This window comes from Ruegeria sp. YTSC106 (assembly GCF_059609765.1).
This window is the reverse complement of record NZ_JBXWMI010000006.1, coordinates 181,570-206,451: the sequence shown is the minus strand read 5'-3', so window position 1 is coordinate 206,451 and position 24,882 is coordinate 181,570. Positions and strand designations below refer to the sequence as shown.

General features: G+C 57.3%; 26 protein-coding genes. 11 read left to right on the top strand and 15 right to left on the bottom strand.

The window, feature by feature from the left end; genetic code table 11:
* Window positions 1-34: 34 nt before the first annotated feature.
* The 4 genes from AC2FEB_RS10665 to AC2FEB_RS10650 all read right to left on the bottom strand — a co-directional run bounded on the left by AC2FEB_RS10665 (window position 35) and on the right by AC2FEB_RS10650 (window position 2,963).
* Window positions 35-757 carry an amino acid ABC transporter ATP-binding protein gene (locus AC2FEB_RS10665; RefSeq protein WP_117873926.1) on the bottom strand — a complete coding sequence of 241 codons (723 nt, stop codon included), beginning with the start codon at window positions 755-757 and terminating at the stop codon, window positions 35-37.
* Entirely contained in the window at window positions 754-1,416 is a 663-nt protein-coding gene (locus tag AC2FEB_RS10660) for an amino acid ABC transporter permease (RefSeq protein WP_117873924.1), read from the bottom strand. The genes AC2FEB_RS10665 and AC2FEB_RS10660 overlap by 4 nt, the downstream gene beginning before the upstream one ends.
* An 11-nt stretch (window positions 1,417-1,427) precedes the next feature.
* A complete protein-coding gene (locus tag AC2FEB_RS10655; RefSeq protein ID WP_299638424.1) occupies window positions 1,428-2,057 on the bottom strand; it encodes an amino acid ABC transporter permease in 630 nt (209 codons plus the stop codon).
* A gap of 105 nt (window positions 2,058-2,162) precedes the next feature.
* Window positions 2,163-2,963, bottom strand: a complete 801-nt coding sequence (locus tag AC2FEB_RS10650; RefSeq protein WP_299638427.1) for a transporter substrate-binding domain-containing protein — start codon at window positions 2,961-2,963, stop codon at window positions 2,163-2,165.
* A gap of 266 nt (window positions 2,964-3,229) precedes the next feature.
* Here AC2FEB_RS10650 and AC2FEB_RS10645 point away from each other — a divergent pair, with 266 nt between their 5' ends.
* Both AC2FEB_RS10645 and AC2FEB_RS10640 read left to right on the top strand, forming a co-directional pair.
* On the top strand, window positions 3,230-3,934 hold the full coding sequence (locus AC2FEB_RS10645; RefSeq protein ID WP_299638429.1) for an ArsR/SmtB family transcription factor: 705 nt from the start codon (window positions 3,230-3,232) through the stop codon (window positions 3,932-3,934).
* A gap of 79 nt (window positions 3,935-4,013) precedes the next feature.
* A complete protein-coding gene (locus tag AC2FEB_RS10640) occupies window positions 4,014-4,481 on the top strand; it encodes a YqfO family protein (protein ID WP_496672613.1) in 468 nt (155 codons plus the stop codon).
* 61 nt (window positions 4,482-4,542) lie between these two features.
* Here the strand turns inward: AC2FEB_RS10640 and AC2FEB_RS10635 are convergent, their stop codons facing one another.
* From AC2FEB_RS10635 to AC2FEB_RS10605, 7 genes are all read right to left on the bottom strand, one after another.
* The gene (locus AC2FEB_RS10635; RefSeq protein ID WP_117873915.1) at window positions 4,543-5,778 is read right to left on the bottom strand and encodes a Tm-1-like ATP-binding domain-containing protein; all 1,236 of its coding nucleotides are present in this window, start codon (window positions 5,776-5,778) and stop codon (window positions 4,543-4,545) included.
* Between the two features lie 13 nt (window positions 5,779-5,791).
* Complete coding sequence (locus AC2FEB_RS10630) at window positions 5,792-6,733, bottom strand: phosphotransferase enzyme family protein (protein WP_496672615.1); 942 nt, start codon at window positions 6,731-6,733, stop codon at window positions 5,792-5,794.
* On the bottom strand, window positions 6,730-8,025 hold the full coding sequence (locus AC2FEB_RS10625) for an aspartate aminotransferase family protein (protein WP_496672617.1): 1,296 nt from the start codon (window positions 8,023-8,025) through the stop codon (window positions 6,730-6,732). Before AC2FEB_RS10625 ends, AC2FEB_RS10630 begins: the two co-directional genes overlap by 4 nt.
* Before the next feature lie 15 nt (window positions 8,026-8,040).
* Window positions 8,041-9,525 (bottom strand): aldehyde dehydrogenase, encoded by a 1,485-nt coding sequence (locus tag AC2FEB_RS10620; protein ID WP_496672619.1) that lies wholly within the window; start codon window positions 9,523-9,525, stop codon window positions 8,041-8,043.
* A gap of 6 nt (window positions 9,526-9,531) precedes the next feature.
* The gene (locus tag AC2FEB_RS10615) at window positions 9,532-11,052 is read right to left on the bottom strand and encodes a tripartite tricarboxylate transporter permease (RefSeq protein WP_170345164.1); all 1,521 of its coding nucleotides are present in this window, start codon (window positions 11,050-11,052) and stop codon (window positions 9,532-9,534) included.
* A 7-nt stretch (window positions 11,053-11,059) separates the two neighbouring features.
* Window positions 11,060-11,596: a tripartite tricarboxylate transporter TctB family protein gene (locus AC2FEB_RS10610; protein WP_496672621.1), complete on the bottom strand. Its 537-nt coding sequence runs from the start codon at window positions 11,594-11,596 to the stop codon at window positions 11,060-11,062.
* A gap of 63 nt (window positions 11,597-11,659) precedes the next feature.
* Window positions 11,660-12,589: a tripartite tricarboxylate transporter substrate binding protein gene (locus AC2FEB_RS10605; RefSeq protein WP_496672623.1), complete on the bottom strand. Its 930-nt coding sequence runs from the start codon at window positions 12,587-12,589 to the stop codon at window positions 11,660-11,662.
* A gap of 108 nt (window positions 12,590-12,697) precedes the next feature.
* Here AC2FEB_RS10605 and AC2FEB_RS10600 point away from each other — a divergent pair, with 108 nt between their 5' ends.
* Both AC2FEB_RS10600 and AC2FEB_RS10595 read left to right on the top strand, forming a co-directional pair.
* The gene (locus AC2FEB_RS10600) at window positions 12,698-13,477 is read left to right on the top strand and encodes an IclR family transcriptional regulator (RefSeq protein ID WP_496672625.1); all 780 of its coding nucleotides are present in this window, start codon (window positions 12,698-12,700) and stop codon (window positions 13,475-13,477) included.
* Between the two features lie 34 nt (window positions 13,478-13,511).
* Window positions 13,512-14,864: an aminotransferase class III-fold pyridoxal phosphate-dependent enzyme gene (locus AC2FEB_RS10595; RefSeq protein WP_496672627.1), complete on the top strand. Its 1,353-nt coding sequence runs from the start codon at window positions 13,512-13,514 to the stop codon at window positions 14,862-14,864.
* 33 nt (window positions 14,865-14,897) lie between these two features.
* Here AC2FEB_RS10595 and hpaR read toward each other — a convergent pair whose 3' ends face one another.
* Entirely contained in the window at window positions 14,898-15,338 is a 441-nt protein-coding gene (gene hpaR, locus AC2FEB_RS10590) for a homoprotocatechuate degradation operon regulator HpaR (protein WP_117873900.1), read from the bottom strand.
* Between the two features lie 105 nt (window positions 15,339-15,443).
* Between hpaR and AC2FEB_RS10585 the strand changes: the two genes are divergently transcribed.
* From AC2FEB_RS10585 to AC2FEB_RS10555, 7 genes are read left to right on the top strand one after another with little or no spacing between them, the layout of a single operon-like run.
* Window positions 15,444-15,842: a 5-carboxymethyl-2-hydroxymuconate Delta-isomerase gene (locus AC2FEB_RS10585; protein WP_496672630.1), complete on the top strand. Its 399-nt coding sequence runs from the start codon at window positions 15,444-15,446 to the stop codon at window positions 15,840-15,842.
* A gap of 3 nt (window positions 15,843-15,845) precedes the next feature.
* Window positions 15,846-17,354 carry a 5-carboxymethyl-2-hydroxymuconate semialdehyde dehydrogenase gene (gene hpaE, locus AC2FEB_RS10580; RefSeq protein ID WP_496672633.1) on the top strand — a complete coding sequence of 503 codons (1,509 nt, stop codon included), beginning with the start codon at window positions 15,846-15,848 and terminating at the stop codon, window positions 17,352-17,354.
* A gap of 54 nt (window positions 17,355-17,408) precedes the next feature.
* On the top strand, window positions 17,409-18,251 hold the full coding sequence (gene hpaD / locus AC2FEB_RS10575; protein WP_496672636.1) for a 3,4-dihydroxyphenylacetate 2,3-dioxygenase: 843 nt from the start codon (window positions 17,409-17,411) through the stop codon (window positions 18,249-18,251).
* A gap of 58 nt (window positions 18,252-18,309) precedes the next feature.
* Window positions 18,310-19,707: a pyridoxal phosphate-dependent decarboxylase family protein gene (locus tag AC2FEB_RS10570; RefSeq protein ID WP_496884022.1), complete on the top strand. Its 1,398-nt coding sequence runs from the start codon at window positions 18,310-18,312 to the stop codon at window positions 19,705-19,707.
* On the top strand, window positions 19,704-20,558 hold the full coding sequence (locus AC2FEB_RS10565) for a fumarylacetoacetate hydrolase family protein (protein WP_496672641.1): 855 nt from the start codon (window positions 19,704-19,706) through the stop codon (window positions 20,556-20,558). Before AC2FEB_RS10570 ends, AC2FEB_RS10565 begins: the two co-directional genes overlap by 4 nt.
* Window positions 20,555-21,355 (top strand): 2-oxo-hept-4-ene-1,7-dioate hydratase, encoded by an 801-nt coding sequence (gene hpaH, locus AC2FEB_RS10560; RefSeq protein WP_496672644.1) that lies wholly within the window; start codon window positions 20,555-20,557, stop codon window positions 21,353-21,355. Before AC2FEB_RS10565 ends, hpaH begins: the two co-directional genes overlap by 4 nt.
* An 11-nt stretch (window positions 21,356-21,366) precedes the next feature.
* Complete coding sequence (locus tag AC2FEB_RS10555; protein WP_496884021.1) at window positions 21,367-22,422, top strand: aldolase/citrate lyase family protein; 1,056 nt, start codon at window positions 21,367-21,369, stop codon at window positions 22,420-22,422.
* Window positions 22,423-22,520: 98 nt separating this feature from the next.
* Here AC2FEB_RS10555 and AC2FEB_RS10550 read toward each other — a convergent pair whose 3' ends face one another.
* From AC2FEB_RS10550 to paaI, 3 genes are read right to left on the bottom strand one after another with little or no spacing between them, the layout of a single operon-like run.
* Window positions 22,521-23,117: a TetR/AcrR family transcriptional regulator gene (locus AC2FEB_RS10550; protein WP_299897484.1), complete on the bottom strand. Its 597-nt coding sequence runs from the start codon at window positions 23,115-23,117 to the stop codon at window positions 22,521-22,523.
* 3 nt (window positions 23,118-23,120) lie between these two features.
* Window positions 23,121-24,431: a phenylacetate--CoA ligase PaaK gene (gene paaK / locus AC2FEB_RS10545; protein WP_117873882.1), complete on the bottom strand. Its 1,311-nt coding sequence runs from the start codon at window positions 24,429-24,431 to the stop codon at window positions 23,121-23,123.
* A 24-nt stretch (window positions 24,432-24,455) separates the two neighbouring features.
* A complete protein-coding gene (gene paaI, locus AC2FEB_RS10540; protein ID WP_496672943.1) occupies window positions 24,456-24,881 on the bottom strand; it encodes a hydroxyphenylacetyl-CoA thioesterase PaaI in 426 nt (141 codons plus the stop codon).
* Window position 24,882: the final 1 nt, after the last annotated feature.

Here is a 24,882-nt window from a genome sequence, read left to right as displayed (position 1 = left end):
TGATCTTCCTCGTTGTTTCAGGGGACCGGTGCACTTAGCGCACATTGGCCAGGAACTTACGGGTGTTTTCGGATTGCGCATCACCGAATACTTGCCCGGGTGGGCCAATCTCTTCCATCACACCCCGATGGAAATAAGCAACCCGGTCCGATACATCGCGTGCGAAACCCATCTCGTGCGTGACACAGATCATGGTCATCCCTTCTTCGGCCAAAAGGCGCATCGTGTCGAGAACCTCGCCCACCAGTTCGGGATCCAGCGCCGACGTCGCCTCATCAAACAGCATGTATTCCGGTTCCATCGCCAGCGCGCGGGCGATGGCCAGACGCTGTTGCTGGCCGCCGGACAGGGCCGAGGGGTAGGCGTTGAGCTTTTCGCCCAAGCCGACGTGGGTCAGTTGTTTGGCCGCGACATCACGGGCCTCTTGCTTTGACAATCTTTTGACGATTTTGGGGGCGAGCGCGACGTTTTCCAGCGCTGTCAGGTGGGGAAAGCTGTTCCATTGCTGAAATACCATCCCCAGCTTTGTGCGCAGCTTGTTGATGTCGGTGCCCTTCGCATGAACATCGGTGCCATCGACCCTGACCGAGCCTTGCTGGATCAGTTCCAGCCCGTTGATGCAATAGAGAAGGGTCGATTTGCCGGAACCCGACGCGCCGATCACCGACAGGACCTCACCTTTCTGCACATCCAGATCGATACCTTTCAGCACATGCAGCGCGCCGAAATACTTGTGCAGGTCGCGAATTTCGATCATTGGGCCCACCTTTTTTCAAGAGACGCGGAATAGCGCGAAATTGGATAGCTGAGCGCGAAGTAGAACGCGCCCGCGATTGTCAGGATCAAGAAGGGTTCCTGCGTTCGGGTGATCAGGATCTGGCTAGCCTTGAGCAATTCGACGTAGCCCAATACCGACACCAATGCGCTGTCCTTCATCACACCCAGTGCAACACCGACCCATGCCGGGAACACTGCGCGTCCGCCGATAGGGAAGACGACATAGCGCAAGTCCTGCCAATAGGTCATGCCCAGACTGCGCGCGGCACGGCGCATCGGCGCGCCGACGGCCTCGATCCCGCCGCGCGCGACATTCGCAACCAAAGCCGCAGTGTAGATCGACAGGATCACCACGCCCGAGGCAAACGGGTCTAGGTTAAGCCCGACAATGGGCGCAAAGTTGTAGAACAGCACCAGTTGGATGATCAACGGCACCGAACGAAAAATGTCCAGAAACGGGGCCACTGTCAGGGTGGCTGCCAGTTTGCCTTCGTAAAGGATCCACCCGCACACCACTCCAAGAAACGTTCCGATGGTTATTGACAGAACTGAAATCCAGAGTGTCCGCAGGGCGGCTTCGGCCAGAAACCACAGATCATTGATGTTGAAGCTGCTGAAAAAGCTGACAGTGGGTTGCATCCGAGCGTCCTTCAGTAGCGAAAGAGCCGGGTCGCCAGCAGGCGTGAGGCTCCGAGAATGATTTTGACGATCACGTAGTAGATGACCGCCGTGACGGCGAAATATTCGAAGATGCGGAAGGTGCGTGAGGCAAAGAACTGCGTCTCTCCTGACAGTTCCCGGAAGCCGACCAGCATGCCCAGCGATGACATGAGCACGGCCCAGACCATCTGGTTGGTGATTGGGTGATAGACAATGCGAAACACCTGTGGGATCACCACGCGTGTGTAAGCCTGCCACGCAGTCATGCCCAGAGAACGAGAGGCGCGTAACTGAGTCTCGGGAACGGCCTGAAAGCCTCCGCGAAAGTTCTCGGCCAGATAGCCGGCACAATTGAATGTCAACGCGGCCAGCACAATGAAGTAAGGCGACAGGTGCAGGCCGAATGCGCCAAGCCCAAAGCCGAAAAAGAACAGCTGGAACAAAGCAGGTGTATTACGTGCCAGTTCGACCCAGGTTGAAGCAAACCAATACATCGGCCCCTTCAGGTGCATGCGCGTCAATGCCAGACACAGGCCGATGATGATGCCGAGGATCATCGCCATTACCGCGACTTGCAAGGTCAGCAGCGATGCCTCAAGCAAGTCCGGCAGGCTTTTCATGACCGGCCGCCAGTGGAAGTTATAATCGAACACAGGTTTCTTTTCCGAAGTTACCCAGCTCTTTCGCCCGGCAGAAGCCCGGCGAAAGAGTGTTTGGGAGTGGGATCAGTACATCACACCGGGAATGCGCAGCTCGGGTGTTTCGCCTCCGACATATTTGCCCCACAGTTCCTGATAACGGCCCGAACGCACCTGATGTGTAACAAACAGGTTCAGGAAGTTCAGCCAGGTGACGTCCTGTCTTTTGCCAACGACCGAGGTGTAATCGGTGGTCCAGGGCATACGCGGACCGGCCAGCACGGTTTCATACTGCTGGGTGATCGGCAGAACGGCGGTGTTGGTGGTGATACCGATATCGGCCTTGCCCTGTGCGACCGCCAGAAACACCTCGTTTTCCGACTGGTAGCCCTGATAGTTGCCTTCTTCACCCCATTCGGCAGCGATCTTTAGCCATTCCTGCTCTGGCACTGTGCCAATCGCGGCGGCGACCCGTTTACCGCGGATGTCTTCGAAGGTTTCGATCCCACTGTCCGCGTTCACGACGCCCTGCGCGTAGTAGATTGCATAGGGAATGGAAAAGCCTACGGTCCGCGCCCGTTCGAGGCTGTCCGAGGTCGCACCGAACACGACATCTGCGCGCCCGGTCACGATGACCGGCAGGCGCTCGGCCCAGGTCAAAGGCAGGATTTCCGCCTCAACTTCAAGCGCCGCAGCCAGATCATTGCAGTATTCCACGTCAAAACCCGCCGGTTCGTTGTTGGCGTCGCGATACCCGATCGGCGGAAAGTCCAGAACAACGCCACATCGAAGAGTGCCGCGATCCACGACATCGTCGAGCGTGTCCGCCATCGCAGGGCCTGTTGTGAAAGTAGTGAAGGCCGCCAGTGCGACGAGTTTCTTGAGCATGTGATCCTCCCTGAATCAAAAGATGTGAACACGAATAACGGATATTGTATCCAACATCCACAAAAAAGTTCTATCGGGCCTAATCGGCATGCGCCTCTACCCGGCTATCGGACGGAACAATTATTCAAAGAACGCCTGGTCGCTCATTGATTGTCTTGAGGTTTCGCTGTTCGATCCAAACTCAATGACCTCCGTTCCTCGTTCAGTTCGACAATCACCGAACAACGAAACATGTGCCAAACAGGTTGTTTCGGTTAAGCTGCGGCATGTCATATGAACCCAGGCTGGATATTGTCGGCGCTGCACTTGCGGATTCAAGCAGGACCCGCATTCTGTGCGAGTTGATGGATGGTCGGGCGCACACCGGAAAAGAACTGGCATCCGTTGCCGGGATCGCCCCGAACACCGCAAGTGAGCACCTGTCGAAACTTCGGGGTGCAGATATGATCGTCGCCGAGAAAAGCGGACGGTGCGTCTATTACCGCATCGCCAGCGATGAGGTCGCGGAAACTCTTGAACAGCTGTCTGCATTGTCGCCCACCGATCATCTGTACAGAGGTCGAAACGGGGAATGTCCGCCTGATTTGGTGGCGCGGACCTGTTACAACCACATCGCCGGTCGTCTTGGAGTCGTCTTGGCCCGGCGACTTGTGGACCAAGGCTGGATGTCTGTCGAAGGGACAAGCGCGCGCCTGACCCAAAGCGGAGGTGCGCATCTGAAGCGTATTGGAATTCTGTCTGACGCTGCATCATCTCTACCGGTCAAATGCTGTCTGGACTGGTCCGAGCGTCGCCACCATTTTTCCGGGCCGTTCGGGGTCAATCTTCTCGATCAGGCACTGTCAAGGAAATGGGTAACCCGCCCGCGCAACGGCAGGGCTTTGTACATCGAGCCGAAAGGTCTTGCTGCTTTCGAGCTGTATTTTGGCATCTCCAAAGACATGTTGTTTCGTAGCTTTGAAGTCACTTGAACTTCGGCCGGAGGCGAACTGTTCATAGTAGCGAAGGCCGGTGTCCCCGACCATGACTTGCCAAAACTAAGGGGACACCATGATCTGGCAAATCCAATCCAATCGTTTCGACCTCGAAGCGGGTTTCGAAATTACCGTGCAGGTTCCGCAACCACATGCAAAAGCTCTGCTTCAGGCTGTTTACCAGGTGACCGCGCTTGACTATGGCGACTACGACCATGTTTCTTTTCAGACTGAGGTCGGCACTCAACGGTTTCGTTCCTTACCGGGAGGGCGAAACGCTGCGACCGATCAAGTGGTCGAAGTGCCTTGCGTCGAACTCTCGTTCTTCGTTGCCGATCATCAAATCGTTAAAAACGTTGTGGAAACGCTTTTTGCACAGCATCCCTATGAAGAGCCGGTCATTCTGATCCGGTCCGCGTGGCGCACCTTGCACCGGGCCGGGATGGACGAAGACAACCCCAACAAGTTCTGGAACCGTCCGTCTGAAGACTGGGTGCCAGAGGTTCACAGAATCAAGCCGCACAAATCCGGCCAGGTCCCATAATACGTTTATCAGACAATGCGCAGGGTGTCTTTTTCCCCTTTCCCACTACTTCCAATGGCGTTCAGTCTGTTCTGACAACCCCGGTTTCAACCCACCTGTCAAACCGGGACAGAACTGCTTCGCAGAAAGCCGCGTCGTTGATGTGAACGTCCAGTTCTGTCATCGGCACCCGACCGGGCATGACCTTGCGCGCTTCATCCACCATTTCGGCCAGTGCCTTTGGATCATGCGCTTCTTCGCCTTCCTTGTCCCAATCCTCGACGCCCTGAACGGGCAAAAAGAAATGCACGGGCCCGGTTGCGGCTTCCAGCCGGTTCGTGAGTTCCCGAATCCAGGAACGTCGTTCAGCCCCGTTGAAGACCGAGCTTTTGATCAGGCGGTTGTGTTCATGGAACGGGCGATCAGCGTATTGCTCGGGGATATCCTGCCAACCCGCAAAGTCCAATAGATCCAGCGCACCTGGGGCCACCATCTGTGGTGTTCCTACACGTCCGGCATTGGTGACACGGTCATCGCCGCTGGAGACAACGGAACCCGCCATCAGGTTGCCGAATTCCTGCATGCAGAAGTCCATCACGCAGGCAAACGCGCCTTCGCCTGCCAGTTTTTCATAAGCCATGCCGCCCATGCCGGTAGAGTGGAACACGGCCACTTCAAACCCGCGGTCTTCCAATGCCGGTTTCAGAGTTTTCATGTAACGCAGGCAGGACGAACCAAGGCTGGTCATACCGATCAGAGGTTTGCTGCGATCGGGGGCGGTCGCCGCTTTGGTTGCGCCCACGACGGCCCCGGCAGCTTGGCTGAGCGAAGACTTGCAGATCGAGTTCATGCCATACAGGCCGCCGGCCCAGAGGATCATCTGAATGTCAGGTGCAAGCCGATGCGGAGGAATCAGAGGTGAGAAGCTGACCGTTGATACGATGTATTTGGGAACGCCCATCGGCAGCGCCTGCGCACAATCCAGCGCAAGGTCCGTGCCCATGGTTCCACCCGTGGCAAGCATTCCGTCAAACCGACCTTCTGAATAAGCCTTTGCAACGACCTTTGCTGCCCCGGCCGACATTGCGCGAAAGGCTTTGTTTTCGTCTCCTTGCGCGATGACTTCTTCAATGGTCATGCCACCGGCTGCGGCCACGTCGTGCTTTGAGATATCAGTTGGATCGGACGGATCACCCAGAACCGAGACATCCATGGTCAGGACGTCGGCACCCTGCGCTCTGACCGCCTTTTCGATGAACCGCATCTCGGGCTCTTTGGTGTCATAAGTACCAATCAGCAGGATTGTCTTTTTGGCCATTGGTTCCTCCCGTCTAAGTGTGGCGTTCGAGGTATTTGGTCATCAACCCTCGGGCGGTTTCAATGAACCGCACATTGCGTATGTCCGATCCTTCTTCATTCAGGCGGGATGCAACCCATCCCACATATGTTGCCGCGCGAAGTGCCGTGAACAGGTCAAGTTGCGCGGTGCAGATCGTTCGTTCCGATCGGTACCCGGCCAGCAAAGCATCGTGCAACTGGTTGAAATCCGGTTCGCGCAGATTCTTGAGGAGTATTGTCGCGATATCAAACAGGCGAAAACCGAAACCGGAATCGTCGAAGTCGATAAGCCACAGTTTGTCACCATCAACCATGATGTTTTCGCGGACAAGATCGGCGTGGATCAGCCCGTAATCCAACTGCTTTTCCACGCGCTGAAGGTCACGATCTGCGACGTCTCGGAACGCCAGGAAAAGTGATCGGTCCGTTTTCCCAAGCGTTGGGTTCTCCCAGAATCGACCCCAGAGAGGGGTGTCTCCAAGCAGCCCGCTACGATCCCATGACCAACGCGTGAAGTCGTGCGGACGAGTCCATTGGTCACTGATGTCATGCAGTCGCGCCGTTTCTCTGCCAATTGTGTGGAAGACGCCGTTTCTGTCGCGCTGCTCCAAGGCTGATCCGGTCGCACCCAAAGGGCTGCCCGGCAACCAGTTGAGCATGTCGACCTGAATGCCGTCCACCAGATGCAGATAGCGTCGATCTGCGGCCGGGACAGGAGTTGGAACTCCGACCCCGTTTTTGCCGAGAACGGCCATCCATTGTAGCTCTGAACGGAGTTCGACATCCGTTCGCAGCCCTTTGCGATGCAGTCGCAGAGCATAGGCGGTCTGGCCTGCCTGAACGCGATAGACGCAGTTTTCGCGAGCAGCCACGAGAGACCATTCGCTATCGACCAGTTCCCAAAGGGTCAGCGCCTGTTCCACGATCTGCTTCATGCGACCAGCGGCGTTTTCGCCAAAACTTCGTCCAGCGTGTCAAAGAGAAGATCCGCGTTTTTGATAGAGAATGGCATGGGTGGTCGAATTTTCAGAGCATTCTTATGGCGTCCAAGCTTGGAGTGAATAATCCCGCGCTGGCGCATGGCGTTGATGATACGGTCAGTGAATTCACTGGCGGGCTGCTTGCTGTCGCGATCAAGGACCATTTCGGCCCCGAATATCAGCCCCGAGCCGCGTATGTCTCCGATGACGTCATACTTTTCTTTCAAAAGCTTCAGTCGTTTTCGCGCATGGTCGCCAACGGATTTGGCATGTGCGACCAGGCTCTGGTCTTCGATCTCTTCCAAAACCGCCATCGCGGCAGCACAGGAAACAGGGTTTCCGCCAAACGTGTTGAAGTACCGATATCCCTTGCGGAACGCCGAAATGATCTCGGAACGTGTGACCACGCTGCCCACCGGATGGCCGTTGGCCATGGGTTTGCCCAAAGTCATGACATCCGGCACAACGCCCATCTTCTGATGCGCCCACATATGGGTGCCGGTTCGGCCAAAGCCTGATTGCACCTCGTCGCAGATCAACAGGCCGCCGGCCTGGCGTACGACCTTGGCCGTGGGTGCCAGCCAACCGTCCGGATTGTCTGGAAAGCCTTCGTTCAGAAAATAAGGGCAGACGATCAATGCGGCAAAACCGGTGCCGGCCTTTTCGTGCTCGGCAATCTGTTCCGCCACGGCATCGGCGAATTTTGACCCGTCCGGGTCGGGATCGCGATAGCTGTCGGGTGCGCCGACAAAACGGAAATACTTGCTCAGCCCGAAGCCGACTGTCGGGATGTTCGATTTGCTCAACTGGCTGACCAGCGCTGTATTTCCATGATAGGTGGCGTCAGTGGCAATGATCCCTCGTTTTCCGGTCATTGCCTCTGCCATTCGCAAAGAAATGTCATTTGCCTCGGAACCGGTGCAGGTGAGGATGGCCGTATTCAGCGCTGCATCCATCGTCCCGGTCAGTTTTTCCACATAGTCCAGAATCCCGTCGTGCAGATACCGGGTGTGCGTGTTGAGCGTGCGCGCCTGACGACAGATCGCCTCGACTACGCGCGGATTGCAATGCCCCACATGTGGCACGTTGTTGTAGCAATCCAGATATTTACGCCCGTCCGCATCCCACAACCAGACGCCTTCGCCTTTTACAAAATGAACTGGCTCGTCGTAGAACGTCGACACGTTAGGGCCCAATAGCCTGGCCCGGCGCTCAATGAGTTCAACAGATTTCGCTGGAAGAGTCATGAGGTCGGCCTTCTCTCAGAGTTTTATCCAGGCGGTTTTCAGATCGAAGTATTTTTCCAGTGCGTGCAGAGATTTGTCGTGCCCATTGCCCGACTGGCGAACCCCGCCCAGCGGCACAGTCAGGTCGGCACCGCCATATGTGTTGACGTGCACAACACCGGCGCGAATGTCGGCCACCATGCGATGCGCGCGGCTGAGGTTCGAGGTCCAGACACCGCCAGCCAGCCCATAGACCGTGGCATTGGCCAGACGGATCGCTTCGTCTTCATCCTTGAAAGGCGTAACCGCCAGTACAGGGCCGAAGACTTCGTTCTGGAACAGGTTGTCGGTCTCTTTCACGTTGGCCATTACGGTCGGCGCCATGTAATAGCCTCCGGTCTCTGTCAGGATGCGGGTGCCACCGGTGCAGCGCTCGGCGCCTTCTGCTTCGGCTTTGGTCACGAAATCCAGATTGGCCTGAAGCTCTGGCAGGCTGTGTACCGCGCCGATCTGGCTGTTCAGGTCCAGCGGGTCGCCGACGCGGAAGCTTTCAGCATGGCGGCTGATCTCGGTCACGAAGTCCTCATAAATCTCTTGCTGGACCAGCAGGCGAGATCCGGCGACACAGACCTGACCAGAATTGCGGAAGATGCCAGCGGCTGAGACCTTGGCCGCTTCGGACAGATCAGGGGCGTCGGCAAAAACGATATTCGGGGACTTGCCGCCTAGTTCCAGATAGCAGCGTTTCAGGTTCGACCGAGCGGAATACTCCAGCAGCCGCCGTCCGGTTGTGCCCGACCCGGTAAACACCATGATGTCGACGTCCATCGACAGGGCCAGAGCCTCACCCACGACCGAGCCACGCCCGGTCACGACATTGAACACCCCGTCGGGCACTCCGGCTTCCGCGGCAAGCTCGGCAATCTTCAGCAGGCTGAGTGAGGCGCTTTCGGCAGGTTTCAGGACGACGGAATTGCCTGCGGCCAGTGCCGGTGCAATTTTCCAGCTGCCGATCATCAGTGGAAAGTTCCACGGTACGATGGCCCCAACAACCCCGACCGGAGCGTGATGTACAAGCCCCAGAACATCACCGCTTGTCGGGGCGATTTGTCCATAAATCTTGTCGATCGCCTCGGCGTAGTACCGGAAAGTAGCAGCCGCCGAGAGTGCCTCGGCCTTGTAAGCCATGGTGATCTCGGTTCCGTTGTCGCGCACGCCCAGCACGGCTAGCTCAAGCGTGCGTGCTTCGATCAGGTCAGCCAGTTTCAGCAATACTTTCTTGCGGTCGGCAGGGGCCATGCGCGACCATCGCCCATCCTCGAACGCTAGGCGCGCCGCACGAACGGCTGACTCGACATCCGCAGGCGTACCCTCGGCGATCAGCGCCAGAGGTTGACCGTTGATTGGAGACAGAACTTGATGCCGGGCCCCGGTTTCGCCATCCTGAAAGCGGCCGTTTATGAAATGCCCGCGCGGAGCAATGTCCTGCGCACGCAGCGCATCAATTGAGGATTGGTCCATGGGGGGTTATCCTTGCTGAGTTGAGTCTTCGTCGAGAACCGGTTGCGGTGTGATGCGTTCCTTGTGTTCCTTGATCAGCGAGCGAACGTGGAGCAGAATGATCCCAAGGATCATGATGAATAGTATTGCGGCAATCGGCCGGTCGATGAAATCAAGTGGTGTCTTCACCCGCGCCATGGCGCTGCGCAGTTTGACTTCCATGATCCCGCCCAGAACCATGCCCAGAATGATCGGAACAATGGGCAGGTTCAGGCGCTTCAGGATCAGCCCGAACACGCCGAACCCGGCGGCAATGGCGCAGTCCGTGACTGAGTTGCGCAGGCTAAATACACCGACAAAGGAAAGCGTCAGGATCATGATCCCCAGAAAGCGCGTCGGGATCTGAATGATCTTCAGCAACAGATTGGTCGAGAACAACAAAAAGACCAGAACGATCACATTGAGCAGGATCAGCGACATGTACAGTGCCATGACAAAATCCATCTGATCGGCAAAAAGCTGTGGTCCGGGAATGACGTTGTGAACATAGAAGACCGAAAGCATCATCGCGGTCAGCGCTTCGCCAGGAATACCCAGCGCCAGCAGCGGAATCATTGCGGCCCCAGGAACGGCATTGTTGGCCGCCTCGGACGCCACCAGACCTTCTGGTGACCCATCGCCGAATTTGTCGGGGTCTTCAGAGGTTTTCTGTGCGTATGTGTATGAGAGGAACTGTGATGTGAATTCGCCTGTGCCCGGTACCATGCCCATGAGCACACCCAGCGATGACGACACCGTTGCGATGCGTTTCAGGCCCAGTAGTTCTTTGAGGCCCGCGAAGATGCTGCCGCGCACATGGGCTTCGCCCGGCGCGTGTTCCTTGTCGACCAGCAACAGCAGCGCCTGACTGATGGCGAACAGCCCCAGAACCACCACGATCAGATCGACACCTGACGAAAGCCAGGTTTGGTCAAAGGTGAAACGTTTGGTGTATTTGACGGGTTCCAGACCGACGGTGCTGAGGAAGATGCCGAAGAATGCCAGCATCGCGGCCGAAAAGGTCTGTCCGCGATGGGCCAGGATCACCAGAAGGATGCCCATGAGTGCGGCCAGAAAAATCTCGCGGCTGCCGAAATGCGGGGCAACCCAGGCCAACACGGGTGACAGGATGATCAGACAGAGAATCGAGAAGATGCCGCCGAAAAACGACGCCGAATAGGCCAGCGACAGGGCTCGGTGTCCCTCGCCGCGCTTGGTCATGGGATAGCCGTCATAGGTGGTCAGTGCGTTGACGGCCGTGCCAGGCGTGTTGATCAGAATGGCAGGAATTGCACCGCCATACATGGACGACCCGTAAATGCCCAACAAAAGGGTCAGGCCGACGATGGGCTCAAACGCGAAGGTGGCGGGCAGCAGAATGGCAATTGCCACAGCAGCGCCGACGCCGGGCAACGCGCCGATGATGACGCCGCCCACCGATCCGATGATCAGCGCCACGACGACCTGCCACTGCGCCAGAATTGCAAAGCCGGAAATCAGATTGTCCATCTTGGCCTCACAGGTAGGTCAGCGCAAAGGCGCGCAGCCCATCGGGCAAGAATTCGTATATCCGACCGGCAGGAATGTTCACATGAAGCAGTGCGCGGAAGACGACGGCCACGACCGCGCCGAAGGTAAGTGCAACGCAAAAAGCCCCAGGCAGTCGAAATCCCAATCGTATCGTCAGCAGGGCCGCAAAAAGCATGGTGGAGGGCAGATACCCAAGCCACGGAACCGCCACGACATAGATCAGGAAGTAGGCAACGTATTCGAGAGACATCAACCAGAACGTCACCTCTCGCAAACGTCCGGGAATGCGCGGGGACAGGAAAGAGCTCAGCAAGTGGAGGCCGCTGAACAAAACCATGCCCCAGATCGCGATCTGGGGCCAAAGGGCGGGCTGGGCAAACCACTTGGTTCGTTTGACAGCCTGAGTCTCAGTGCCGATCTGGCTGAGAAGGAACAGGGAGAAACCGAAGAAAAGAAAGGCAAAGACAATATCGCCAGGACGTCGATAACGTCGGAACATGTCTTGCAGCGTCTTTGCTATCATTTTGGCCTCCTGTTTGAAAGAAAAAGGCCCGGCGTTGTTCGACCTTGCCGGGCCTTCTTCGGACTATTCGCCCAGAATCGCTTCGATCTTGGCAAAAGAGGCTTTGTCCTGCTCGATCTGAGCATTGGATGCGTCCGGGTCCTGCCAGTAGATCAGTGCGCCTGTTTCCTCAGCCAGCTTCTTGGCTTTGTCCGAGGACAACGCTTTCTGGGCGGCAGCCGAGATCTTTTCACGAGCGTCATCAGGCGTGTCTTTGTGCACAAACAGCCCGTTCCAAAGAGCCAATGGCAGGTCCGGATTGAGTTCCACGATCGTCGGCGTATCCGGAACCAGTGAAATCCGCTCGCCACCGATGCTGGCAAGGACGTTCACCTGATCAAGGCAGGGAAGGATAAGCTGTAGCGTCGTATTGATTACATCCACGTCGCCTGAGGCCAGCGTGTTGCAATCCAGGGCGTCAAATGCCGCTTCGCTGGCAAAGTCGAACCCGCTGCTGACGGCTGCTGCAAAGGTGACCTGAGTGGGCGGCAGAACCGATCCGAAATGGCCAAGCGCCACGTCATTTTCCTTGCCGTATTCGGCCAGTTCTTCCCAGCTTGAAAACGGTGCGTCTTTGCTCGCTGCGATGACGAAGGGATAAGTCAGGAAGATGCCAATTGGATCGAAAGGATTCGGGTTGAGTTCGGGAATTCCGATCTCGGGGCCAATGACGGGTACTCCGATGACGAAAGAGCCGATGGTGTAACCATCCGCCGGAGCGGTTGCCACCTCGACAGCGCCGGGGAATGGGCCACCGCCACCTCCGGGTTTGTTCACGACAGCAGCAGGCACACCGTACATGGCCTGGAATTCGTCGGCGATCATCCGGGTAAGGACATCTTCCAGATCGCCCGGAGGCCAAGGTACGACAAAGCTTACCGGCTTCTCAGGGTACTCTGCCAGTGCGACAGTGGCCGAAGCTGCAAAAGCGGCGGCTGTTAGAAATTTCTTCATTGACACCTCCCGTTAGTGGTTCAATATTTGAACCGCGTTAACAATAATAATGTTGCTTTGTTAAGTTAGTTCTGTCAAGTATTACCTGAGCAAGAGGACGATACGCACATGGGCACAGCCCTTAACGCCCTAAAAATGCTGGATTACTTTTCCAATGCCCGCCCAGAGATCGGGCTGAGTCATCTGGCGCGGTTGTCCGGGCTGAACAAGGCAACGGCATTGCGCCACCTGCGCGCGCTTGAGGAGTTCGGGTTGATCGAACAGAATCCGATGACAAAAACTTATGCCATCGGGCCGGCGGCATTGCGTTTGGCCGCACTGCGAGAGATCGCCAGACCCGGCATTGAGGGCGCGCGCCAAAAAATGCAGGCCGCAATGCAGATGGTCGGTGAATCCCTGCATCTGTCCTTGCTGGAGAAAACGGGATTACAGACAGCGCTGGTGGTGGAAACAACGCGGCACAGTGTCCGGGTCAGTCTTGATCCCAGCGAGATGCTTCCGCTCAATGCGACGGCTTCCGGTCTGTGCATGCTCAGTTTCGGACCGGCTCACCTTTTGGAGCAGTTGGATCAGGACGTGCAGGCACGGTTTACACAAGCCACGCTTACTGATCCGAAGCTCATCAAAGAGCGGGTCGCAAAGATCAGAGTTTCAGGCTGGGCCGACAGCCGCGGCAGTTACGAAGAAGGTGTTTTTGGATATGCCGCGCCGATCTTCGGCATCGATCAGATTGCACTGGGAACCATCGCAATAGCTGTCCCTGAAACCCGGGCAACCAACGACCGCCTTCCGGCAATACTGTCAACTTTGCATTCACTTTCGGCTGATCTGACTGCTGGTTTTGGCGGCCAGTTGCCCGACTCCTTTCCAACCGAATTCCACCCGTGACCAAGGGCGGATTCAACACTCGGAGACCCGCGACATGAAAGACTCCAACTTTCTGAAGGAAAACAACGCCCGATACTTCTGGCACCCGATGGCGCATCCCGCCGACAGCCGGAAGAACCCGCCGACCATTCTCAGCGGTGGTGAAGGGGTCAGCATCATTGATGTCGATGGCCACAGGGCGCTGGACGCCGTAGGGGGGCTGTGGAACGTCAATCTGGGCTATTCCTGTGAACCGGTGAAGCGGGCCATAGCGGATCAACTGAATGCGTTGCCCTACTACTCCACCTTTCGGGGCACCAGCAACGACAAGGCGATTGAGCTGTCTTATGAACTGGCTCAGTTCTTTGAGCCTGACGGGCTGACCCGCGCTTTCTTTACGTCGGGTGGGTCGGATTCTGTCGAAATAGCTCTGAAACTTGCACGCCAGTATCACAAAGTCCGGGGTGAAGCCGGACGTACCAAGTTCATCAGCCTTAAGCAGGGCTATCACGGCACTCATTTTGCTGCCGCCTCTGTCAACGGCAACCAGAAGTTCCGCGCGGTGTATGAGCCGATGATGCCGGGCTGCTACCACGTGCCGGCCCCCTGGACCTATCGCAATCCGTTTGACGAAACCGATCCCGAGCGTCTGGCGCAGCTTTGTGTCAAGGCGCTTGAGGCCGAGATCGCATTTCAGGGTGCAAGCACTGTTGCGGCCTTCATCATGGAGCCGATTCTCGGGGCAGGAGGCGTAATCCCGCCGCACAAGAGTTTCATGCCCATGGTGCGCGAGGTCTGTTCCAGGCACGGCATCCTACTGATCTCGGACGAGATTATCACCGCTTTTGGTCGCACCGGCAGTGAAAGCGGTGCGCGGCACTGGGGCGTCCAGCCGGATATTATGACGACGGCAAAGGCGATCACCAATGGGTATTTCCCTTTTGGCGCGGCCATGATTTCGGGCGCGGTCGCAGAGGTTTTTGAAAGTGACACCACGGGTCTGGCATCCGTCGATCAGGGGTATACCTATTCCGGCCATCCGGTCGGGGCGGCCGCAGCTTTGGCTGCCCTGTCCGAGATCAACCGCCTACGGATCTGGGAAAACGCTGCCGCGCGCGGGGATGAGTTGTTTGCCGGCTTGCAAAAGCTGGCCGACAAGCATGACGCGATCGGGGACGTGCGGGGCGGTGAGGGCCTGATGTGTGCATTGGAACTGGTCTCGGATCGGGCGACCAAGGCACCTATCGCAAAACACCTGCCGCTACAGGTTCAGAAAGCTGCATATGAAGACGGCGTGATGGTCCGCGTATCAGGCAACAACATCATTCTGTCGCCGCCGCTGATCGTCACTTCGGAAGAGGTGACTAAAATTCTATCGGCTTTGGACGCTGGATTGGGGACCCTGTAAGTATTCAAACAACCCCGTCCTGTTGGGGCGGGGTCAGGCTTTGATGGCCTGCAATTCCTCGAGCAGGTCCAGCAGTTGATCCAGCTTCTCGGTGCCCATCTGCGCTTCGATATTACTGGAGATGGCGAGTGATGTGGCCAGGTTCTCCTTGAGGATAGAGCGGCCTGAATCCGTGATTTTGACCATGGTGCGGCGCTTGTCGTCGCTATCCTGACGGCGGGTGATCTGGCCATCGGCCTCCATCGTGCGCAAAATGCGGGTCACGCTGGGTAGCAGCAGGCATGCCTCATGCGCGATGGTGCTTTGTTCCACTTCGCCCAGCTCGTCCAAAACACGCAGGATGCGCCATTTCTGCTCGGTCAGTTGGATGCCTTGCAGCATGTCCCGGATCGGAGCCATGACGGTTTCGCGGGCTCGCAGCAGCGCAATCGGAAGGGACCGGGCGGTGCTTTTGGAATGGCTTTGAGTGTTCATGCGGCCTTCTAGAATGTCATCTCGGAAATTGCAAAGATTAACAAAGCAATCTCTTGACAGGGAACGCATTAAATACTAAACATGTTAACTAATAGAGGAGAAACCATGCCCCACTTCCACGTCGAATACTCCGGTAATCTGGAAGACAGGATCGACATGGATGGCCTATGCGAATGCATTCGGGCAACGGCAGCTGAGATTGAGACCTTTCCGATGCCGGGCATTCGTGTGCGCGCGACGCGGGTCGATCATTACGCCATAGCGGACGGCAACCCGGCGCATGGGTTTATTGATATCTCGATCCGCCTGCGGGCAGGCCGGCCCGCTGATGTCAAACACGACGCCACCCAGCGCATTTTTGAGGCGGTCAAAGCATATCTGGCGCCGGTTTTTTCACAGCATTCCATCGCGCTCTCGCTTGAGATGCGTGACATCGACCCCAAGCTGTCGCCCAAGGCTGGTACGATCCGCGACCACTTGGATGCGACCACGCAGGAGACCTGACGCATGAGTGCATTGGACACAAACATCGAAAAGCTGAACGGCTTTCTGGACCGGTTCCGGGAAACGGGCATCCGCAACCGTATAGCGGGTGAAGATTGGGACGGATCTGCCGGAGTGTTTCAGTCTGTCTCGCCCGTCGATAAATCCGTGATCTGTGATGTTGCCCATGGCACGGGTGATGATATTGACGCGGCAGCCAAGGCCGCTCATGCAGCCTTTGCAGAGTGGCGAGACATTCCCGCCACCGAACGCCGTCGCATTTTGTTGAATGTGGCTGATGGCATTGAAGCCCGCGCCGAGGAAATAGCACTGTGCGAGTGCTGGGACACAGGGCAGACTCTGCGCTTCATGTCAAAGGCAGCGTTGCGGGGCGCAGAGAACTTCCGGTATTTCGCGGATCAGGTGATTCAGGCACGGGACGGGCAGCACCTGAAGTCTCCGACACTGATGAATGTTACGACCCGTGTGCCAATTGGCCCGGTTGGCGTGATCACCCCGTGGAACACGCCGTTCATGCTGTCGACCTGGAAGATCGCGCCTGCGTTGGCTGCAGGTTGCACGGTGGTTCACAAACCCGCCGAGGATTCCCCTCTGACGGCTCGCCTGCTGGTGGAAATCGCCGAACAGGCAGGGCTGCCCAAAGGTGTGCTGAACACGGTCAACGGATTTGGCCCCGACGCTGGCAAGGTTTTGTGCGAGCATGAACTGATCAAGGCCATTGCTTTTGTGGGCGAAAGTCGTACCGGCAGTCTGATCGTCAAGCAAGGCGCAGACACCCATAAGCGCAACCATTTGGAATTGGGCGGAAAAAACCCCGTTGTCGTGTTTGACGATGCAGATCTGGACCGCGCGTTGGATGCCGTGATCTTTATGATCTATTCGATCAATGGCGAACGCTGCACCTCGTCTTCGCGACTTCTGGTGCAGGACACGATCAAGGAAGAATTCGAAGCCAGACTGATTGAACGCGTCAACAGCATCAAGGTGGGCCACCCCTTGGACCCGGAGACCGAGATTGGGCCGTTGGTGACTGAAGAACACTACAACAAGGTTACGAGCTATTTCGACGTCGCCAAGGAAGATGGAGCAACTGTCGCCGCTGGCGGCGTCACGGTGGGGGATGCGGGCTACTTTGTCCGGCCGACCCTGTTCACCAATGCCACCAACCAAATGCGCATCGCACGGGAAGAGATATTTGGCCCTGTCCTGACCTCGATCCCGTTCTCGACCGAGGACGAGGCGCTGGAGATCGCCAACGACACACCTTATGGCCTGACCGGCTATGTCTGGACTAATGATCTGACCCGCGCGCTTCGGTTTACAGACAGGCTGGAGGCTGGAATGATCTGGGTGAATTCGGAGAACGTACGTCACTTGCCAACGCCGTTCGGAGGGGTCAAGGCGTCCGGCATCGGCCGGGATGGCGGCGACTGGAGCTTTGAATTCTATATGGAACAGAAACACATTGGCTTTGCCACCGGTCAGCACAAGATCATGCAGTTGGGTAAGTAGATCTCATAGGCCGACCCCGGCTGGGGCAAGCCCATTTCACGAGGAGGAATTGCCATGGGAAAGATAGTACAGGCCGCAAAGATTACGCATGTACCCAGCATCTGGATGTCCCACACGATGCCAAAATACAAAGGCATCCGGCAATCTGCCATTGATGGGTATGAACGCCTGCGTCAGGACGCGATAGATCGCGGGGTCGAGACGTTCATTGTGTTCGACACCCATTGGATCACCAATCAAGGGTTTCACCTGAATACGAAAGAACGTCACAAGGGTCGATTCATCAGTCACGAACTGCCGCATATGTTGGCGGATATGGAGTTCGATTATCGCGGTGATCACGAACTGGGGGAAACCATCCTTGACGTTCTGCGCGAACGGGGAGAGCGGGCGCTGGGCCATTCGCACCCCGACATGGGCATGGAATACGGCACCCTGCTGCCGATGCATTTCATCAACGATGGTGTGAATGCCCGGGTATTGCCGGTGGCAGTCAATCAATTCTCGTCGATTGCAGAAAACCGGGCCTGGGGCGAGGCCATTGCCGAAGGCATCCGACGTTCGGACCGCAATGTTTCCATTCTGGCGTCCGGCTCGCTCAGCCACGACTTCACGCCGAATGAACGCTCGGTCGACGGGTTGAATGCAGTGAATGGCGAGTTCAACCGCCAGATGGACATGCGCGTTCTGGAGTTGTGGCAGCAGGGCAGGTTTGAAGAGTTCCTTGAAATGCTGCCGGACTATGCAAAGAAATGCACTGGCGAATGCGCCATGAATGACACCGCTTTGCTGTTTGGTGCGTTGGGTTGGGGAAGCTACAAGGGTGAAATTGACATTTACACCCCGTATTTCGGCAGCTCTGGCACCGGTCAGGCAAATGTCAGCTTTTCGGTGTGACGCAAGCAACGGAACACGAGGATTTGGCGGTGATCCCGTCACAAAGGAAAGTCAGTAGATGAACTGGGACACGTTTTCGTATTGGGGTCAGCACATCTCGAAATGGGCGGCGGATTATCACAAGACACTTGCTGAACGTCCAGTGCGGGCGCAGACCGCGCCGGGGGAAATAGCGGCCCAGCTTGTGCCAGTACCACCCGAGACAGGCGAGCCGATGGACGCCATCATGGCCGATTTCGAACGGATCGTGATGCCGGGCATCACCCATTGGCAGCATCCACGCTTCTTTGCGTATTTCCCGGCCAATGCCGCGCCCCCGTCCATGTTGGCAGAGATGCTGGTGACGACTATCGCAGCGCAATGCATGTTGTGGCAGACATCGCCTGCCGCGACCGAGGTTGAAGGCGTCATGGTCGAATGGTTGCGGCAGGCCCTTGGATTGCCTGAGGGCATGACCGGCGTCATTCAGGACAGCGCCTCTTCGGCTACGTTATCAGCAGTGCTGACCATGCGGGAACGGGCCACCGGCTTTACCGGCAACCGAGAAGGTCTGAACGCGAAGGGTGCATTGCGGATTTATTGTTCGGATCAGGTGCATTCGTCGATTGACCGGGCCTGCTGGGTCGCTGGGATTGGTCAGGACAATCTGGTCAAATTGCCGACACAGGGGCCGAACTTCGGGATTGTTCCCTCGGCGCTTGAGGCCGCCATTCAGAATGACATTGCCGCCGGGCATATTCCGGCCGGGATCGTTGCCATTACCGGCGGCACAGGAGTGGGGGCTTGCGACGACCTTATGGCCGTAGCTGACATTGCGAAAAAATACGACCTCTACACCCATCTCGACGCCGCCTGGGCGGGATCGGCTATGATCTGCCCGGAATTTCGCAAGGCTTTGTGGCAGGGGGCCGGTCGCTATGACAGCATTGTCTTCAACCCGCATAAGTGGATGGGCGCGCAATTCGATTGTGCCATCCAGTTCCTGCTAGACGCCGCGCCCCAGCTCAATACGCTGAAAATTGAACCGGAATACCTCAAGACAACCGGTGCAGAGGTGACAAATTACTCTGAGTGGACCATCCCTTTGGGCCGCAGGTTCCGGGCGTTGAAAATCTGGTTCCTGTTGCGGTCATACGGGTTGGAAGGATTGCGCGAACGCATCCGCAACCACGTGACATGGGCCAGCGAACTGGCGGAAAAGATCGGTTCGATCGAGGGGTTCGAGATAACAACCGGCCCGATCCTCAGCTTGTTTTCCTTCCGCTGTCCCGGGGACGACGCCCAGCAACAGCGTCTGGTGGACGCGCTGAATGACGATGGCCGGATTTACCTGACCCAAGGCTTGTTCGATGGCCGCAAAATCATCCGCTTTCAGGTCGGGCAGTTCGATACCACCCGCGATGACGTGCTGATGGCGGCGGACGTGATCCGGGACGTGTGGGAGACCATTGAATGAAGTTTGCTACTTTCTTTTCGGGTGATGAGCGTTTTTTTGGGGCAATCACCGACGGTGGTGCAATTGCTTTGAATCCGGTCTTCCCCGAATACGCCAGCCTCTACGAGGTGATCGCTGCCGGTGCATTTGATCAACTGGCAGAAGCCGCCGACGGCAAACCTGTCACCCATTCCGAGTTTACATATGACATGGTGATGCCGGATGCGCGACGTATCCTTTGCGTCGGGGTGAACTTTCCCGACCGGAATGCGGAATACAAGGATGGCAGCGTGCAGCCAAAACACATGTCGCTGTTCCCGCGTTTCGCCAGTGGGTTTACCGGCCATAACCGGCCTTTGATCCGCCCGCCGGAAAACCACACGCTGGATTACGAAGGCGAAGTGGCCATCGTGATTGGCAAGGCTGGCCGTCGCATTCCGCAGCAGGACGCGTATGACCACATCGCCGCGCTGACGCTGTGTAATGAAGGAACCATTCGCGACTGGGTTCGGCACGCCAAGTTCAATGTCACCCAAGGCAAGAACTGGGACCGCTCTGGGGCCATCGGCCCGTGGCTGGTTCCTTTCACGGATGCGGCCCAGCTGGATGAGGCGCGTCTTCAAACCCGCGTGAATGGTGAGCTGCGGCAGGATGATACACTGAACCGCATGATGTTCCCGATCCGGCGCGAGATTGAATATATTTCGACTTTCATGACGCTTCTGCCCGGCGATATCATTGTGACCGGTACACCTACCGGGGCGGGCGCGCGGTTCGACCCGCCGAAATATCTGGCACCCGGTGATGTGGTCGAGGTCTGGGTCGAAGGCATCGGTACGCTGCGAAACACGGTTGAGGATGAAAAGGTATGACGCCCGAAGACCATGTGCGCGCGGCCGCTGACCTTTTGCAGGCAGAACGCACGCATGAACAGATTGGCCTACTCAGTCTGCGCCACCCCGAGATGGACATGGATGACGCTTACGATGTGCAGAACGCCATCTATCGCCAGAAACTGTCCGAAGGGCGCAAAGTGATTGGGTGGAAGATCGGCCTGACTTCGAAAGCCATGCAATACGCGCTGAACATCGACATTCCTGATAGTGGGATTCTGTTTGACGACATGGTGTTTGAACGGGGTGCCACCGTTCCGGCCGGGCGATTCATTCAGCCCCGGATCGAGGCTGAAATTGCCTTGGTGATGAAATCGGCCATTGGCGGAGAAAACGTGTCCCGCGAAGAAATCATCGCTGCGACGGATTACGTCGCGCCGTCCATCGAAATTCTGGATACACGGATTCAACGTGTGGATCCTGAAACCGGCAAGGCCCGCACGGTGTTTGACACTATCAGTGATAATGCCGCCAATGCAGGTATCGTTCTGGGTGCAGAACGTCATCCGGTCGATGCTTTTGATCTGCGATGGGTTGGTGCGCTGACCTTCCGCAATGGCGAAATCGAAGAAACCGGTCTGGGCGCGGGGGTGCTGAACGATCCGGTCGAAAGCGTCGTCTGGCTGGCGCGCCGCATGGCGCAATACGGTCAAAGCATCGCGCCGGGCCAAGTTATTCTGTCAGGCAGCTTTATCCGCCCGGTCGAATGCCCCTCGGGAACAGAAATCCACGCGGATTTCGGGCCGTTCGGCTCAGTCGATATCAATTTCGCCTGAAAGGTTCGCCAATGCCCGCGCCAAGCAATACGTTCAAGGCCGCGCTGACGTCGGGAACCCCTTTGATCGGGTGCTGGGTCGGCTTGGCCAATGCCTACACCGCCGAGATCGCCGCGACCGCGCAATTTGACTGGCTGCTGGTCGACGGAGAGCATGCGCCAAACGATCTGCGCTCGATCCTCGAGCAAGTGAGGGTGATTGAAGGATCTGGCAGTACCCCCGTCGCACGCCTGCCGATTGGCGAGACCTGGATGATCAAGCAATACCTTGATGCCGGCGTGCAAAACATTTTGGTGCCGATGGTGGAAAGCGGCGATCAGGCGCGCGAACTGGTGCGGGCCGTGCAGTATCCACCTCGTGGCGTTCGGGGTGTGGGTTCCGCCTTGGCGCGGGCCTCGCGTTTTGCGGCTATCCCGGATTATCTGAAAACGGCGGACGAGCAGATCTGTCTTTTGGTGCAGGTCGAAAACAGGCTTGGGCTGGGGGCGCTGGGCGACATTCTGGCGACCGAAGTCGATGGGGTGTTCGTCGGCCCGTCGGATTTGGCCGCTGATATGGGCCATATCGGCAATGCCGGGCACCCGGACGTGATCGAGGCCGTGCTGGATGCGATCCAGCGCATCGTTGCGGCAGGCAAGGCAGCAGGGATATTGTCGCTGGATCCGGTCATGCAGCGAAAATGTCTGGATCTGGGGGCAACATTCGTGGCCACTGATATCGATGTGACCTTGTTTGCCAAGGCGATCCGGGTCGCTGCCGCTGATGGGCTCAGCCTGCTGCCCGATCAGGTGGCTTCGGGAATTGCGCAGACAGGCGCGGCGTCGAAATACCTGCAACAGCTTTGCAAACACTGGTCGCACAAGGCCCAGGTAACATTCGATGAAACGCGGGGCAGTGTAAGCTTTCCGGACGGGAACCGCGTCACCCTTTCAGCAGGCGCTACCAGCCTGGCCGTAACCGCCGCCACCCGGGTGCGCGGTGATCTGGCCGGATGGCAACGGGTAATTGAGGCTCATCTGGTGCGTTTTGCCTTTCGGGAAGAGTTCCGCATTGACTGGTCAGGATGAGGAAAACGCGTTACGGCCCTGAAACTGGCACTGTGGCAACGGGACAAAGGCAGGCAAACCTGCGATAGATTTCGAACAGCTTTGTCCGAAGGCCACAGCTAAAGCTTGTGGATACCATGGACGGTCAGAGTGCTGACCAGATCAGCATAGTCTTCGCGGGCCCTGGACCCTGCTCCGGTGTTCCACATGTAATACCAGTTCAGCATCCCAAAAACTGACATCGTGGCGCCGCGCAGCTTGTCCCTGTTGTCGTTGAAGGCTTCCGGAGACAGTTCCTTCAGGATGTCGCGCACAAAATTCACCAATTCCAGCTGATACCCGCGCAGAAGCTTCTGTTGTTCTTCGGTCAATGCGCTCATGCCGCTGATCTGCACCCGGTGTTCGTCATCTGCGCCTTGGTAGGCAAACAGGATTTCGCGTATCGCTTTCCGCAGCTTCTGCTCAGGCGTGAGACCATTCAGGTCCACATTGCAGATGCGGTCGCGAAGCTCGCGCAGGTAGGTTTCGAGGATGTCATACAGGATGGCATCCTTGCTGTCATAGTAGTGGTAGATGTTTGCCTTGGAAATCCCGCACTCTTTTGCCAACAGGGTCATGGAGGCGCGATCAAACCCTTGGTCGGCGAACACTTTGGCTGCCGTTTTAAGGATTTGTTCCCGCTTCTGGTCGTGGTCTTTAGCGATTGTACGGGCCACGGCTTATTCCTTATCGCGATTGTCGACGACGCGCTTCGCCTTGCCCTGAGAGCGTTCGACGTCGCCGGGGTCACCTACAACAATTTCCGTTGAGACGCCAACGACGTCCTTGATCCGCTTCGTCAGCATCCGTGCTGCGGCTGTCTTGGACAGTTCGTCGGTGGAATCCGGGGACGATTCAACAAAAACCCGCATGGCGTCCATGCGGCCGGATTTGTACAGCTCGATCTGATAATAAGGGGCAAGGCCCCCTGTTGCCATGACCTGTTCTTCAATCTGGCTGGGAAAGACGTTGACACCGCGCAGGATCATCATGTCGTCGCTGCGACCGGTGATCTTGGCCATGCGGCGCATGGACCGTGCTGTACCCGGCAGCAGGCAGGTCAGGTCGCGGGTTCGATAGCGTATCATCGGCAAACCCTCCTTGGTCAGGGTCGTGAACACCAACTCGCCGGTTTCGCCATCGGGCAAGACCTCTCCGGTTGCTGGATCAATGATTTCAGGCAGGAAGTGATCTTCCCAGATCACCGGCCCGTCCTTGGTTTCAACGCATTCATTGGCCACCCCGGGCCCCATGATTTCGGACAGGCCATAGATATCGACCGCGTGCATATCAAACGCAGCCTCGACTTCGGCACGCATGGCGTCAGTCCAGGGTTCAGCACCGAACACACCAACCTTCAGCGAGCTTTCACGCGGGTCGAGTCCCACCTTGTGGAACTGCTCAAGGATATTGAGCATATAGGAGGGCGTAACCATGATCCCGTCGGGCCGGAAGTCGTTGATCAGGTTGACTTGCTTTTCGGTTTGCCCGCCGGACATGGGGACGACTGTCGCGCCAAGCCGCTCGATCCCGTAATGAGCGCCAAGACCGCCGGTGAACAGCCCATAACCATAGGCGTTGTGCACCATGTCACCTTTACGCAACCCCGATGCGCGCAGGGACCTTGCGCCCAGATCCGCCCAATTGTCGATGTCGTTTTTTGTGTAGCCCACCACCGTCGGTTTGCCTGTCGTACCGGACGAGGCGTGCAGACGAATGATCTGGCTGCGTGGAACGGCGAACAGGCCGAACGGATAGTTGTCACGTAGATCATTCTTGTACGTGAACGGAAACTTCGCCAGATCCGAGAGCTGCTGAAGATCGTCAGGATGCACACCGGATTCGTCGAACCGTTGCTTGTACATCGACACGTTTTCATAGGCGTGGCGTACGGACCATTTGAGGCGTTCAAGCTGCGTCGCACGGATTTCGTCGACCGAGGCGATCTCGATCGGGTCCAGATCCGCTTTGTTTGGGGAAAGGTCTTCCATCGCGTCACTCCTCCAGTCGCGAAGCTATTCCTGAAAATTCTGCCCGCCAACCGCGCGGGACATTCCGCGAAACTCGGCGATCAGGGTGTTGTCTTGATTGGTGACGCGAACGTCATAGATGCCACTGCGGCCGGTGACGGCAACCTCTGTCGCGGTTGCGGTCAGAAGGTCCCCTTTTTTTCCGGGCGCGAGATAGCTCATCATCGTATGCTGGCCGACGGTTGCCACGTTGCGGCTGTTGCAGGCGAAGGCAAAGGCGCTGTCGGCCAGGGCATGAGTGACGCCCCCGTGGCAAATGCCGTGCCCGTTGCAGTGATGGTTCGCGACTGTCAGGGTCAGGACTGCACGGCCTTCGTCGACTTCGACCAGATCCATCCCGAACCATTTGCTGGCTTGGTCATTCGCCCACATCGCTTCAGCGGATCTCGTGGCACGTTCCTTGGGTGTCATC